The sequence below is a fragment of the Pseudoalteromonas sp. 31A1 genome (assembly GCF_011378815.1).
Taxonomy (GTDB): domain Bacteria; phylum Pseudomonadota; class Gammaproteobacteria; order Enterobacterales; family Alteromonadaceae; genus Pseudoalteromonas; species Pseudoalteromonas arctica.
Genome location: NZ_WTKY01000004.1, coordinates 41,912 through 56,216 on the forward strand (window position 1 = coordinate 41,912; position 14,305 = coordinate 56,216).

At 38.9% G+C, this 14,305-nt stretch carries 10 protein-coding genes; 5 read left to right on the plus strand and 5 right to left on the minus strand.

From position 1 onward, the window contains the following. Positions 1-629: 629 nt before the first annotated feature. The gene (locus GQR52_RS05620) at positions 630-944 is read right to left on the minus strand and encodes a DUF962 domain-containing protein (RefSeq protein ID WP_165727728.1); all 315 of its coding nucleotides are present in this window, start codon (positions 942-944) and stop codon (positions 630-632) included. 164 nt (positions 945-1,108) lie between these two features. On the opposite strand from GQR52_RS05620, the gene GQR52_RS05625 reads away from it, so the two are divergent. Next, positions 1,109-3,265, plus strand: a complete 2,157-nt coding sequence (locus GQR52_RS05625) for a prolyl oligopeptidase family serine peptidase (RefSeq protein WP_165727729.1) — start codon at positions 1,109-1,111, stop codon at positions 3,263-3,265. A 104-nt stretch (positions 3,266-3,369) separates the two neighbouring features. Here the strand turns inward: GQR52_RS05625 and GQR52_RS05630 are convergent, their stop codons facing one another. Continuing rightward, complete coding sequence (locus GQR52_RS05630; protein WP_165727730.1) at positions 3,370-4,662, minus strand: anti-phage deoxyguanosine triphosphatase; 1,293 nt, start codon at positions 4,660-4,662, stop codon at positions 3,370-3,372. A gap of 247 nt (positions 4,663-4,909) precedes the next feature. Here GQR52_RS05630 and GQR52_RS05635 point away from each other — a divergent pair, with 247 nt between their 5' ends. Together GQR52_RS05635 and GQR52_RS05640 are read left to right on the plus strand one after the other, a co-directional pair. Further along, the gene (locus GQR52_RS05635) at positions 4,910-5,716 is read left to right on the plus strand and encodes a glucosaminidase domain-containing protein (RefSeq protein WP_165727731.1); all 807 of its coding nucleotides are present in this window, start codon (positions 4,910-4,912) and stop codon (positions 5,714-5,716) included. Continuing rightward, positions 5,709-6,377 carry a DUF2987 domain-containing protein gene (locus GQR52_RS05640; RefSeq protein ID WP_165727732.1) on the plus strand — a complete coding sequence of 223 codons (669 nt, stop codon included), beginning with the start codon at positions 5,709-5,711 and terminating at the stop codon, positions 6,375-6,377. Before GQR52_RS05635 ends, GQR52_RS05640 begins: the two co-directional genes overlap by 8 nt. 72 nt (positions 6,378-6,449) lie before the next feature. Here the strand turns inward: GQR52_RS05640 and GQR52_RS05645 are convergent, their stop codons facing one another. The 3 genes from GQR52_RS05645 to GQR52_RS05655 form a co-directional block, all read right to left on the minus strand. Next, positions 6,450-7,454 (minus strand): LacI family DNA-binding transcriptional regulator, encoded by a 1,005-nt coding sequence (locus GQR52_RS05645; protein ID WP_165727733.1) that lies wholly within the window; start codon positions 7,452-7,454, stop codon positions 6,450-6,452. A gap of 62 nt (positions 7,455-7,516) precedes the next feature. Further along, a complete protein-coding gene (locus GQR52_RS05650) occupies positions 7,517-8,839 on the minus strand; it encodes an MFS transporter (RefSeq protein ID WP_165727734.1) in 1,323 nt (440 codons plus the stop codon). 46 nt (positions 8,840-8,885) lie between these two features. Next, positions 8,886-10,214: a GH1 family beta-glucosidase gene (locus GQR52_RS05655; protein WP_165727735.1), complete on the minus strand. Its 1,329-nt coding sequence runs from the start codon at positions 10,212-10,214 to the stop codon at positions 8,886-8,888. A 258-nt stretch (positions 10,215-10,472) separates the two neighbouring features. On the opposite strand from GQR52_RS05655, the gene GQR52_RS05660 reads away from it, so the two are divergent. Next, the gene (locus GQR52_RS05660) at positions 10,473-11,747 is read left to right on the plus strand and encodes a sugar MFS transporter (protein WP_165727736.1); all 1,275 of its coding nucleotides are present in this window, start codon (positions 10,473-10,475) and stop codon (positions 11,745-11,747) included. Beyond that, positions 11,747-14,299, plus strand: coding sequence for a glycoside hydrolase family 3 N-terminal domain-containing protein (locus GQR52_RS05665; protein ID WP_165727738.1), 2,553 nt, complete (start codon positions 11,747-11,749; stop codon positions 14,297-14,299). Before GQR52_RS05660 ends, GQR52_RS05665 begins: the two co-directional genes overlap by 1 nt. Positions 14,300-14,305: the final 6 nt, after the last annotated feature.

Genomic DNA, 14,305 nt, shown 5'->3' on the forward strand with positions numbered 1-14,305 from the left:
AACAAAAAGATTAATACCAACCCGCAATAATACTTAATCATTTTTAGGGGCTAAACGTGCCGTTACCTGCGTTAAAAAATTCTCATTTAGAGCAACTAAATAGCGAATTTTTTGCCTAGCTATCAACACGTTTTTCCATCCTCAAAATAGATCACTTAATTAAGCGGATTGGTATAAACTTTTTTGTTACCTTGAAGATATACTTAATTAACAAAGTCAGTCAATTGAATAACATTCAATTAATTTAAGGGTTTTTATAATTACATTTGGTTGTTTTTTATAATGATCATTGTTTTAGTTATATGACCAAGGGTTTTGCTAAGTAATTGAAGAATAATGAGTTATATCTAAAAGTGATATTTAACGTTTTGTTAACTGGTCAGATGAGGTTGGTGATTTTAACTAATTACTAGTATGAGGGCGTTTCTATTGGGCTGAGACTAGGCGGGTATTAAATTACAAGTATTACTAAAAAAGAAAAAGATAAAGCCACTCATTAAATGTTAATTAAATTAACATTTTATGGGCGTTTTATATTTTATGTCCTGTTTATTAGAACCTATATTTTAAAACATGAAGCAATTTTGTTTTTATAATTAATTGGTATAAAAATAGAGTTAAAAAGAGAATTAAAATTTAATTTTTCCAACAAGCATATCTTTAAACATTACCCAATCTCCCCATAAACTGTAAAAAGGGTGTTTAAAAGTAGCAGGGCGGTTTTTTTCAAAAAAGAAATGCCCGATCCACGCAAACCCATATCCAATAACAGGTAATAGCCACAATAGACTGTATTGTTGTTTTATTAATGCTATTGCGATTACAGCAAGAACAAGTGTACTTCCTATAAAATGTAAGCGGCGGCAAATCACGTTGCGGTGCTCTTTTAAATAATAAGGGTAGAAGGCTTTAAAGCTTTTAAACGTGAGGTTTGTACTTTGCATAGTGTGCTCTTTTATTGTTTTTTATTTTAATGAGGGTCGTGCTATTAAAGCGTAAGTTTACATTTGTTTACAGCGATAAATGGCGCTTAACGCATCTAAATAGACAAAAGGGCTAAAAGTTAATAACTTAGGCGCACTATTAATAAATAAGAATGGAACTCAGGATGTTTAAACACACTCTAGCATGTGCTGTAATTGTAGCGCTTAGCGGCTGTTCAGAGCCAACTAATACGGTAACTCAAGAAGAAGTAAAAGCACCAATGAAGCAAGTTAACGCAGTTATATACCCAGAAACAAAAAAAGGCGATATCGTAGACACCTACTTTGAAGAAGCGGTTAGCGACCCATATCGTTGGCTTGAAGATGACATGAGCAGCGAAACTGCCGATTGGGTTAAAACGCAAAACAATTTAACGTTTTCTTATTTAGAACAAATACCTTATCGCGATAAGTTAAAGCAGCGCCTTGAAAAACTAATGAACTACGAAAAAATAGGCGCTCCTTTTACTGAAGGCGATTACACCTATTTTTATAAAAACGATGGCCTGCAAAATCAATATGTTTTGTACCGCAGTAAAGATGGCGGCGACGTTGAAGTATTTTTAGATCCAAACAAGTTTAGTGAAGATGGTACGACGTCTATGTCGGGTTTATCGTTTTCAAAAGATGGGTCATTACTCGCGTATCAAATATCTGAAGGCGGCAGCGATTGGCGCAAAATTATAGTTATTGATGCACATACTAAAGAACCTGTTGAAGAAGCGCTTGTTGACGTTAAATTTAGCGGCATAGAGTGGCTAGGTAACGAAGGTTTTTATTATTCAAGTTACGACAAACCTAAAGGCAGTGAGCTTTCGGCTAAAACAGATCAGCATAAAGCGTATTACCATAAACTAGGTACAGCTCAGTCTGTTGACCGTGTGGTATTTGGTGAAACTGATGCGCAAAAACATCGCTACGTTGGCGCTGATGTAACACATGATGGCCATTACTTACTTATTTCGGCAAGTACGTCTACCTCAGGCAATAAGCTGTTTATAAAAGACTTAACAAAGCAAAACAGTGAGTTTGTAACGGTTGTTGGAAATACCGATTCAGATACATCAGTGATTGATAACGAAGGCAGCAAGCTGTTTTTAGTTACTAACCTTAATGCGCCAAACAAAAAAGTAGTGACGGTTGATGCAAGTAACCCAAGCCCAGAAAATTGGGTTGATTTAATTCCTGAAACCAAAAACGTACTAAACCTTACAAAAGGCGGCGATACCTTTTTTGCCAACTACATGGTTGATGCGATTTCGCAGGTAAAACAATACAACAAAAAAGGCGAGCTAATTCGCGAAATTACATTACCAGGCGTGGGTACTGCACGTGGTTTTGGCGGTAAAAAAGATCAAACAACGCTTTATTATTCGTTCACTAACTACAAAACACCAGGTACTACTTATACGTTTGATGTAGCTACGGGTGAATCGGGTGTTTATCGTAAGTCGGCTATTGATTTTAATAGCGATGATTACACGTCTGAGCAGGTGTTTTACACATCAAAAGACGGTACTAAAATACCGATGGTAATTACTTATAAAACAGGCATTAAGCTTGATGGTTCAAACCCTACAATTTTATACGGTTACGGTGGTTTTAATATTAGTTTAACGCCAAGCTTTAGCCCCGTTAATGCTGTATGGCTTGAGCAAGGTGGTGTGTATGCCGTTGCTAATATTCGCGGTGGTGGTGAGTACGGTAAAGACTGGCACAATGCCGGCACTAAATTGCAAAAGCAAAATGTGTTTGACGACTTTATTGCGGCTGCTGAGTATTTAAAAGATAAAAAGTACACGTCTAAAAAGCGCTTAGCACTTCGCGGTGGATCTAATGGTGGCTTGTTAGTTGGTGCAGTGATGACGCAGCGCCCAGACTTATTTCAGGTGGCTCTACCTGCTGTAGGCGTACTTGATATGCTACGCTACCATACATTCACTGCGGGCGCTGGTTGGGCATACGACTACGGTACCAGTGAGCAAAGCAAAGAAATGTTTGAATACATTAAAGGTTATTCACCACTTCATAATGTAAAAGCAGGTGTTGAGTATCCAGCTACTATGATCACAACTGGCGATCATGATGACCGCGTTGTCCCTTCACATTCGTTTAAGTTTGCAGCTGAGCTTCAAGCAAAGCAAACGGGTAATAATCCAACGCTTATTCGCATAGAAACAAATGCAGGGCATGGCGCAGGTACTCCAACGAGTAAAACAATTGAGCAGTACGCCGATATATTTGGTTTTACGCTATACAACATGGGTGTAGAGTCGTTATAAAAGCGCTTTAACTAAATAGCTAACTTTAATAGCTGAGCAAAAAGGCCGAGTAAATTTGATTTACTCGGCCTTTTTAATGTTAGCAGTTAGCAGTTAGTAGTTAGCTATTGCATAGGTGAAAACAATCGTTGGTACGTTTTATAAGCGTATTCGTCGGTCATTCCGCTCAAATAATCGCAAATTATACGCATACCTTGGTTTTGCTTTTGTGCTTCTATGTATTGTGCTTGTGTAGTTTCGGGCAATAAACGCAGCGGATCGCTAGCAAACGCCGTAAATAACTCAATTAGTAAGTTTTGGCCTTTAAATTCTATTTGCTGCATTTCGGGGTCGCGTATTAAACGTTGAAACACAAAATGCTTAAGTATTTGCAATACACTGTCGTATTGGGCATCTAATTTAGCGGTGTACTTTAAAATAGGGCATTCAAAGTCATCGTTTTGAATATCTAAATGTATATGAATAATAAAGGTATTAACCAGCTCACCTATGGCATCTTTTCGCTCATAATCATTTTTTGAAAACAAACGCTGGGTGAGCGACTCAAGCATGGTGTTTAACCAGTCAAAGTTTAGTGCTTTTAAATGAGGTAGAGCATGAGTTTGCCAATCGTCTAATGTAAGTACATGTGTTGCAATGGCATCTTCTAAGTCGTGTACGGCGTATGCTATATCGTCGGCATGTTCCATTATGGCGCTGTCGAGCGATTTATACGTTGTTTTAGCGCGGTACTTATCAATAGCGCCATGGTTACCCAGCAACGTTTTATCGTTTTGACTCAGTGGCTCTACTATCCAATTGAATATGGCTTCATCGTCGTTGTATAACCCTTTGGCAGGTCGCCAATCATCTGCTTTTATAAATGCACGACCGGTTGTATCGTCGGGAATGGTATGCCAAAGCGTATTAATAAACGCGGGGTATTTTATAAAACCTAATAAAGTACGACGAGTTAGGTTCATACCGTGCCCGTTACTGTAGGGCTCAAGTTTTGCAACTATGCGCAGTGTTTGTGCGTTACCTTCAAAACCACCGTGATCGCGCATCATGTAATTTAGCGCTATTTCGCCACCATGGCCAAAAGGTGGATGGCCAATATCGTGCGCCAAACACAGTGTTTCTAGCAGTCCGGTTGATGGAAAGTGCGTAAAGTCGCCATGTTGCGCTTTTAAGTGGCGCAATATGCCAGTACCAATTTGCGATACTTCTAAAGAGTGGGTAAGGCGAGTGCGGTAAAAGTCGTTAAGGCCAATGCCCATAATTTGGGTTTTAGCTTGCAAACGCCTAAATGCAGCTGCATGAATAATACGCGAACGATCGACCTGCCACGGCGAGCGATTATCGTTAGGACGATGTTTATATTGCTCTATTATTCGGCTTTGCCATTGTTTATTCATACTGCTTACTCACACATAGTTAATATTATTAAACTTTGCTCAGTATACCCATGGACTTATAAATTGCGAATGAACAAATGCACTACATAGGCTCTGTTTTATCTAAAATTCAAATACACTGCTGAAAATTCAACCGTAAAAGGTCATCAAACCCCAGTTATTCGCGTTTATAAAGTGGCTTAGGTATAATGCGACTTCGTATGCTTGTGTATTAACCATGCATAACTAAGTTTGATAGAGAGAATACATGTTAAAAACGATTTTTAAGCTTTTACTAACCGTGTTTTTTGTATGGGCGCTTGCATATCCGTTTATACAAAGTGACGATGTTGAACTAGACGAGCAAACGTCAGAACAACCAAAAAAAGTGAAGAAAAAAGAAAAACCACTACATAATGTAAAACTGCCAAAGTTTTCAGAATTTAGTGATGTTAAAGAAAAAAAACATGCATTTTTTAGCTTTATTCGTCCGCACGTTGAAGCTGAAAATAAAAAAATATTACAGCAACGCGCTAAGCTCGAAATAGCACGCATGATGTTACAAAACGAATTACCTTTAGAAAAAAAGCAAAACAAAGATATTGCTAAAATTTTAAAGTCGTATGACTTACCAACCACGGTTGATACGCTAATACTTACGCAAGCACTACGCCGTGTTGATGTAATTCCTAAAGAATTAGCGCTTATGCAAGCTGCAAACGAATCTGCATGGGGCACTTCGCGTTTTGCACGTATTGGCCTTAACTTTTTTGGTCAGTGGTGCTACACAAAAGGTTGTGGCATGGTGCCAAAACGCCGTAATACCGGGGCTGCGCACGAAGTTGCTGCGTTTAAATCGGTAAGAGCTGCTATAAACTCTTACTTTAAAAACATAAATACGCATCCTGCTTATAAAGATTTGCGCGCAATACGTGAAAACTTACGTCTTGAGCAAAAACCAATTTTAGCGACTGAACTTACACATGGTTTAATGTCTTACTCTGAGCGCGGTGAAGCGTATATAGAAGAGTTAAACACGATGATTAGCCAAAATAGAGCCTACTTTGATGAATAAATACATTTTTAATTGTACCAACGCTATTGTGTTAGTGCTACTGAGCATCAGTGCATTTAATGTAAATGCGAGAGAATTTGTGATGTCGTATGACGGTTTTTACGACCGCTTAAAAGTTGTTAACAAAGGCGATTTTCAATATGCGCGAGTTAACTTTTACATTAGTGATATTGGTACTAATGAAACATGTGCGATTAAAAGCGGTACTATTTTAACCGAAAGAAACGAGTATCCACTTAACTTTACCGATAAAGCACAATTACTATTGCCGTTCGATAAGCAGCTTGATACCGATAAAGCGGTTATTGTAGTAGAGCCGCTCAATCCTGTGCACGATTGCCAATTAAAGTTACAAATAGAAGCAAACGAACTTGAAGGTTTAGCATTTTCAAAGCAGTCGTTATATACCATTAACGAAGAACTTGATGAACTATTAACTGATTTGTCGGGCTTTTTTGTAAGTAAATTAATGTGGTTTTTATTACCAGAGCAAAAGGGCGTAGCAGTTACATTTAAAAGCCCAATGCAATTTGATGATGAAAATATAACGTGTGAAAAGTCAGTGTGTTATTTTGCAGTTGAAGATAGCTGGGAAGATGATAGCGCAGTGCTTGGCGATATATCGAACGTTATTAAAGTAACGCCTTGGATTGTTAAGTAACTCACATACAAAAAGCGGCATTTAGCCGCTTTTTTTGTACCAAAATTAGTACTCGTTTTTAGTCTTTGGTTTTTATTTAATAAGTGGTGCTGATGAATCTCGCTGCATTAAAGTGGGTTCAAAAAAGCGATTTATAACAAGGTTTTTATTTTGATATACGTCTTTAAGTACTAATTTAGCAGCCATTTCGCCCATTTTTCCGACCGGATTATCTATGGTCGTGAGTGTAGGGTATAGGTAGTTTGCAAAAATAACGTTATCAAATCCAACAATCGATAAATCAATTGGTAAGTTATAACCGTGCTCTCGTGCATACTTCATGGCACCGGAGGCCATTTCGTCATTGGCGCATACCAGTGCAGTAAAGCTAAGTTTTTCATCAATAAAATGTTTTAAGCCTTTACTACCGCCAGTTTCGTTAAAGTCGCCAATATAAAAAAGCGTAGGATCAAATTTAACACCAGCCTCTGTAAGTGCTTGTTTGTGACCTTCTAAGCGGTTAAAAGCATCGGCTTTAAACTGCGGGCCTGCAATATATGCTATTTGTGTATGGCCTTGATTTAATATCGATTTAGTGGCTAGGTAGCCACCTAATTGATTATCTAGGCTGATACAGTTGTCTTTTAACTGCTTTACGTAACGGCTCATTAAATAAACGGGTGTAGAGCCTTGGCTTAGTTTTATTAGGTAGTCGTCTGAGACGGCTTCTACGTGCAAAATAATGGCATCGCAGCGTCTGCTAATTAAAAACTCAATGCCTTCTTGTTCTTTGTCTTCTTCACTGTGCCCGGTGGTAATAATAACGTGTTTACCCGCAGCACGAAGCTCTGACTCAATACCTGCCATCATTTGGGCAAAGAAAGGACCATGTAACTCAGACACTAAAATACCGACACTGTTAGTACAGTTAGAGGCTAAAGATTGCGCTATTGAATTAGGCTTGTAGCCAAGCTGCGCCATAGCATCAAGCACTTTTTGTTTAGTTTTATCGCTTACACGGGTATTTTTGTTCATCACGCGAGAAACGGTGGCTAACGATACGCCCGCAAGCTCTGAGACTTGATAAATTGTTGCCATGTTATTTGTTCACTCGCTTATCCTTAACTACTTCGACTAAATAATACCTTAGAGTATATATCTTAACTAGCTGTTAGTTTAGATTGAATATTTTCAACAACCTGATTAGTCAGTGTATATTTTTTCATTATGTAGGCAACAAATAATGAGCCAAAAGCAGGTAGTACAGTGAATGACAGTAAAATACCGTGCTGGGTATCAAGAGTTTGTACTGCATCGGCCTGATAACTGTAAAAAGATAACAACCAGCCTGCAATTGCGCCGCCTACAGCCACGCCCATTTTAATAAAAAATATAACGCCTGAATAAACCAAACCCGTAATGCGTACACCTGTTTTTTCATGCCCGTAATCTATGGTGTCGGCCATTTTTGCCCACAACAACGGGGTTGCCATATCTAAAAAGAATTTCCATAAAATAAAGGCAGTAAATGCGAGTACTAATTGATCTTTACTAATAAAGTAACTAAAACCACAAATAGCGGCGGCAATAACTTGTAAGCTTATGTAGGCCTTTATTTTACAAAAGCGCTTTGCAAGTGGTTGAGCTAAAGCACAACCTACCATGCTGGCTGCAACACCTAGCGTCATAAATAAAGTGATTAAATCGTCTCGACCTAAATAGTACTTTACGTAGTAAACAGCAAGCGTAAGCCTTAATACTTGCCCGGTAAGTAAAAAGAATGCAGCTAAGCAAAGTGTTCGCCATTGATCGTTTTTAATTAATGCTTTAACACTTTGGGCAAAAGGAATGTTTTGCTCTTTAGGCTGTTGTATACGCTCTTTTGTACCTAAAAAACAAAGTAAAAACAGTACAAGGCCTAAAATACTCATTGCTGTCATTGTGTATTGATAGCCCTTGGCTGCATCGCCTTGGCCAAAATACTCAACCATTGGCATAGTGCAACCCGCTACAATAACACCACCTAACATACCAAATACAAACCGATAAGACTGAATGGTTACGCGCTCTTTTGCGTCGCTTGTAAGTACGCCACCTAAAGCACAATACGGAATATTAATAGCGGTGTAGACAACCATAAGCAGAGTGTAAGTAGTAAAGGCATAAATTATTTTATCGGTGCCTTCTAAATCGGGTGTAGTGAACGCTAAAATACTAATAATGGCAAAGGGAAGGGCAAGCCACAGTAAATAGGGGCGAAAGTGCCCCCAGCGCGTATGTGTTTTGTCAGCAAGGTTGCCCATTAACGGGTCGGTTACGGCATCAAAAATACGCACTGCTAAAAACATAGTACCTACAACAGCAGGCGATAAACCCACTACGTCTGTGTAGTACAGCATTAAAAACATCATAACTGTTTGAAAAATAATATTACTGGCGGTGTCGCCTAAGCCATACGCTATTTTTTCTTTTACACTGACCATGATTGTTTATCCCGCTTTATACTTGTTTTTAGTTGTGGGTATACTCTTATCTTTTAGAGATGAGTTCTTTATAAGCTAAGCCACTATTTTTAATGGTGCGTTGCTGCGTCTTATAATCTACATACACAATACCAAAACGTTTTAAATAGCCTTCTGCCCATTCAAAGTTATCCATTAAGCTCCAAGCAAAGTAGCCATCTATAACAACACCTTGTTCAATCGCATTATGAACCGCATTTAAGTGATCATTATAGTAATTTAAACGATCTAAGTCGTTAACTTCACCATTATTATATGTATCGGGCATGGCTGCGCCATTTTCGGTTATATAAATAGGCGGTAGGGTGTATGTTTTATTAAGCGATACGAGCAGGTCTGTGAAAGATTGCGGATAAATTTCCCATCCCATATCAGTCAACGGACCCGTTGGTGCAATGGGTTCATAAATGTCAGTAGGATGCGCCTTATAAACTTGGCGGGTATAAAAGTTAATGCCTAAGTAATCAATTGGCTGAGAAATTAATTCCATATCACCAGGGTGTATGTCTGGTAAATGACCGCTTGGTAATTGGTTTATTATATCCGGGTACTTGCCATCCATTATTGGTTTCATGTACCACTGATTTAAGTAGTCATCAGCGTATTTGGCACTATCTATGTCTTGTTGATTATCGGTAAGTGGATATGCGGGTGTAAAGTTAAGCACAATGCCGTTTTGAGTATTAGGCGATGTTTTATTTAGCACGTTCATGGCCAGACCATGAGCGAGTAATAAGTGATGAGCTGCTTTTTTACCATACTGCTTGCCGACTAAGCCTGGGGCATGTATGCCAATTTCGTAACCCAAAAACGCGCTGCAAAAGGGTTCGTTTAATGTAGCGTAAGAATACACTCGTGTTCCAAATGCGTTAGTAATTAGTTCTACGTATTGCTCAAATGCATAAGCAGTTTTTCTGTTGAGCCAGCCGCCTTCATCTTCAAGGTGTTGCGGTAAATCCCAGTGGTACAAAGTAACAAAGGCTTTTATATTTTTTCGTTTTAGTTCATCTAAAATATCAGTATAAAACTTAACGCCTACGGGATTTAACTTTCCGTCTTGAGTCATCACGCGAGGCCATGAAATAGAAAGCCTGTAAGCATCAACACCTAGAGACTCTATTAAATCTATGTCTTGTTGCCAATTGTTGTAATGATCGCAGGCAATATGACCATGTGAATTGTCAGCAATTTTACCTGCAGTACTACAAAAGGTATCCCAAATACACGGTAAGCGATGCTCATATCCGCCCTCTATCTGAAATGATGCTGTAGCTACACCATAAACAAAGTCTTTTGTTAATAGAGGTGAATTAAATGGTAATGATATTTTTGTCATTGGTTACAAACCTTTTTGAGAACTTAATTGCACGCTTAGCGCTTATTTTTACTGACTTTCAGCGGGTACAAAACATTATTAAAAATAAAAGTTGTTGAAATATGTAACATGTTCGTATTTAATTAGCCGTGAAAGCGCTTACATTTTTAGATTAATGTTAATTAATCTTCAGGTCAACTCTTAAATACTGCGCCTTAGCGGGGTTTGTATTAATTACTTACTGAAGATCAATTTATAATAATAAATTGCGGAGAGCACATGGCTAGTTCAGCACCACTGACATCACACACACAGTCGCAAAACCACCAAGATAAAAACTATGGTTTTGCACTTACATCTTTAACTTCACTATTTTTTATGTGGGGTTTTATTACCTGCTTAAATGATATTTTGATTCCGCATTTAAAAGCGGTTTTCGATTTAACGTATGTACAAGCAATGCTTGTGCAGTTTTGCTTTTTTGGCGCTTACTTTTTAATGTCACTCCCTAGTGGACACATTGTTAAAAAGCTTGGTTATAAAAAAGGAATCGTGGTTGGGCTTTTAATTGCGGCAGTAGGGTGTGTCTTATTTTACCCAGCAGCGTCTTTACATAGTTATCCTGTATTTTTATTCGCTTTATTTGTACTTGCCAGTGGCATAACGTTATTACAAGTATCTGCAAATCCTTATGTAAGTTTGTTGGGTTCAGCAAAAACAGCGTCGTCTCGTTTAACGCTTACTCAAGCTTTTAACGCGTTAGGTACTACGGTTGCACCATCATTTGGTGCTCTGTTAATTCTGGACTCAGCGTCAGATGCCTTTTTAACACCGGCACAAAATGCAGAATCAGTACAACTTCCTTACCTCCTTTTAGCTGCAATGCTTATTTTACTAGCTGGTATTTTTGCATGGCTTAAATTGCCAGACATTATGAGTGAACAAAAAGCAGAAGCCGAAAAATCAGAGGCAATTGAAGGCAGTGCATGGCAATACCGTCACCTAACATTAGGTGCTGTGGGTATATTTATGTATGTTGGCGCAGAAGTGGCAATTGGTAGCTTTTTAGTAAGCTTTTTAGCGCAAGAACATATTGCAGGACTAAAAGAGCATGCTGCAGCTCATTACATCACTTATTATTTTGGTGGTGCTATGGTTGGGCGTTTTATTGGTGCTGCTGTAATGCAAAAATTACCCGCTGGTAAAGTACTTGGCTTTAACGCAACCATGGCTATTATTTTAGTCGTTATTGCCATGAGCACGTCGGGTCAATTAGCAATGTGGTCAATACTATTGGTTGGTTTATTCAATTCTATTATGTTCCCCACTATTTTTAGTTTAGCGTTAAATGGGCTTGGTAAGCATACAGCTCAAGGCTCTGGTATTTTGTGTTTGGCGATTGTGGGTGGTGCAATAGTGCCACTTTTACAAGGTGCACTTGCTGATAGTGTGGGTGTTCAACTTTCGTATGTTTTACCTATTTTATGTTACATATTTATCGTGTTCTATGGTTTAAGCGGTAGTAAACCAGTTCAAGCGCAGGAGACTCTATAATGAAAACCCCTTTTACACTTAATAAAATAGCCTTAGCAACATTAATTGCATCAGTAGGTACTTTATCGGCTTGTTCAAACGACGCAGTAACATCGGTTGAAAGTAATGAAACGTTATCTAAAACAGCGCAAATTTGGCCAAAACTTAATATTGCTGTTAAAAAAGACGCCGATATTGAAGCTAAAATAGTTAACTATTTAAAAGCCATGACACTTGAGCAAAAGGTTGCTCAAATGATTCAGCCAGAAATTCGTGATATTACCGTTGAAGACATGCGTAAATATGGCTTCGGTTCATACCTTAATGGCGGTGGAGCATTCCCTAATGGCGACAAACATGCAACACCAATGGACTGGGTAGCCTTAGCTGAGAGCTTTTATCAAGCTTCTGTCGATGACTCACTTGATGGTAGTAGTATCCCAACTATGTGGGGCACCGATGCAGTACATGGTCATAATAACGTAATTGGCGCGACGCTTTTTCCACATAATATTGGTTTAGGCGCGGCTAATAACCCAGATTTAATAGAGAAAATAGCGTCTATTACCGCAGTAGAAGTAATGGCTACGGGGATAGATTGGGTATTTGCACCCACTGTAGCAGTAGTACGAGACGACCGATGGGGCAGAACGTACGAAGGCTACTCTGAAGATCCAAAAATTGTTCACGATTACTCAGCAGCGATTGTAAATGGATTGCAAGGTAAAGCCGATGGCGACTTTTTGAGTGATAAGCGTGTTATTAGCACGGTTAAGCACTTTATCGGCGATGGCGGCACCGTTGATGGGGATGATCAGGGAAATAATATAGATAGCGAACAGTCGCTATTTGATATTCATGCCCAAGGTTATGTAGGTGGCTTGTCTGCAGGTAGCCAATCGGTTATGGCATCTTTTAATAGCTGGAATGGCGTTAAAAATCACGGCAATAAATATTTACTTACTGATGTATTAAAAACACGAATGGGTTTTGATGGTTTTGTAGTAGGCGATTGGAACGGTCATGGGCAAATTAAAGGCTGTACTAACGAAAGCTGCCCAGAAGCTGTAAATGCTGGCCTTGATATATTTATGGTGCCAACAGGCGCGTGGAAGCCGCTATATGAAAATACAATTGCACAAGTTAAGTCAGGCGAAATTAGTATGTCGCGTATTGATGATGCAGTGAGCAGAATATTACGCGTAAAACTTCGCGCTGGTTTATTTGATAAACCAAGTCCGGCTAAGCGTCTTTACTCGGGTAAAACAGAACTTATTGGTGCCCAAGAGCACCGCGAAGTCGCACGCCAAGCTGTGCGCGAATCGCTTGTATTACTTAAAAATAAAAATAACCTATTACCTATCGCAGCTAATCAACGCGTACTTGTTGCAGGTGATGGTGCTGATAATATAGGTAAACAGTCGGGTGGTTGGAGTATTACGTGGCAGGGGACTAATAATAAAAATGCTGATTTCCCTGGTGCTACTTCGATATATAAAGGGCTTGAAGAACAAATATCTGCAGCAGGTGGAAGTGTTACTTTAAGTGCTGATGGTACGTTTGATCAACGTCCTGATGTTGCCATTGTTGTATTTGGTGAAGAACCTTATGCAGAAGGGCACGGCGATAAAGATAACCTTGAGTTTGAGCGCGGAAATAAAAAGTCATTAGCACTTTTAAGCTCGCTAAAAGAGCAAGGTATCCCTGTTGTATCGGTGTTTATATCAGGTCGACCTATGTGGGTTAACAGCGAACTTAACGCATCTGACGCGTTTGTAGCTGCATGGTTGCCAGGTACAGAAGGCGCAGGTATTGCTGATGTTTTATTAAAAGCGGCAGACGGCACCATTCAAAATAACTTTAAAGGTAAATTATCGTTTTCTTGGCCTAAATCAGCGGTACAAACTGCAGTTAATAAAGGCGATGAAAATTACGACCCATTACTCCCTTATGGTTTTGGTTTAACGTACGGCGATAAAAACGTATTAGCTGACGACCTTGATGAAGACTCTAAACTTGATAACTCAGGGCTTACGAGTATGGATATACTTGTTGGTGCACCTGTAGCACCATGGCGCTTATTGTTAAAATCGGGCAATGAGCTTTTAGATGTATCGAGTAGTACTCATGAATTTGGTGCAATTAAATACCGAACTGAGGACAAAATAGTACAAGAAGACGCTCGCCAATTTAGCTTTAGCGGTGCAGAAAAAGCCAGTGCTGAAATAGTAACAAGCTTTGCAGAAGATACCATTGCCTACGTTGAAGCCGATAGTGTGATTAGCTTTGATATTAAATTAAACGAAGCACTAACGAGCGATATAGCACTTGCTATGACTTGCTCGGGTGAATGTGGTGCAAGCATTGATTTAGCAAACGTTGTAGATAAAAGCATTGAGAATAAATGGCAGTCAGTATCAATCGATTTAGGTTGTTTTGCTGATAAGGGTGTTAATTTTGCAAACCTAACAAGCCCATTTAGTTTACGCAGCAATGGTAAAGCATCAATTTCTGTTGCTAATATTCAGTTTGTGCCAAATAAGGCAGGCGAAGCTACACTGTCTTGTAAGTAGTTTATT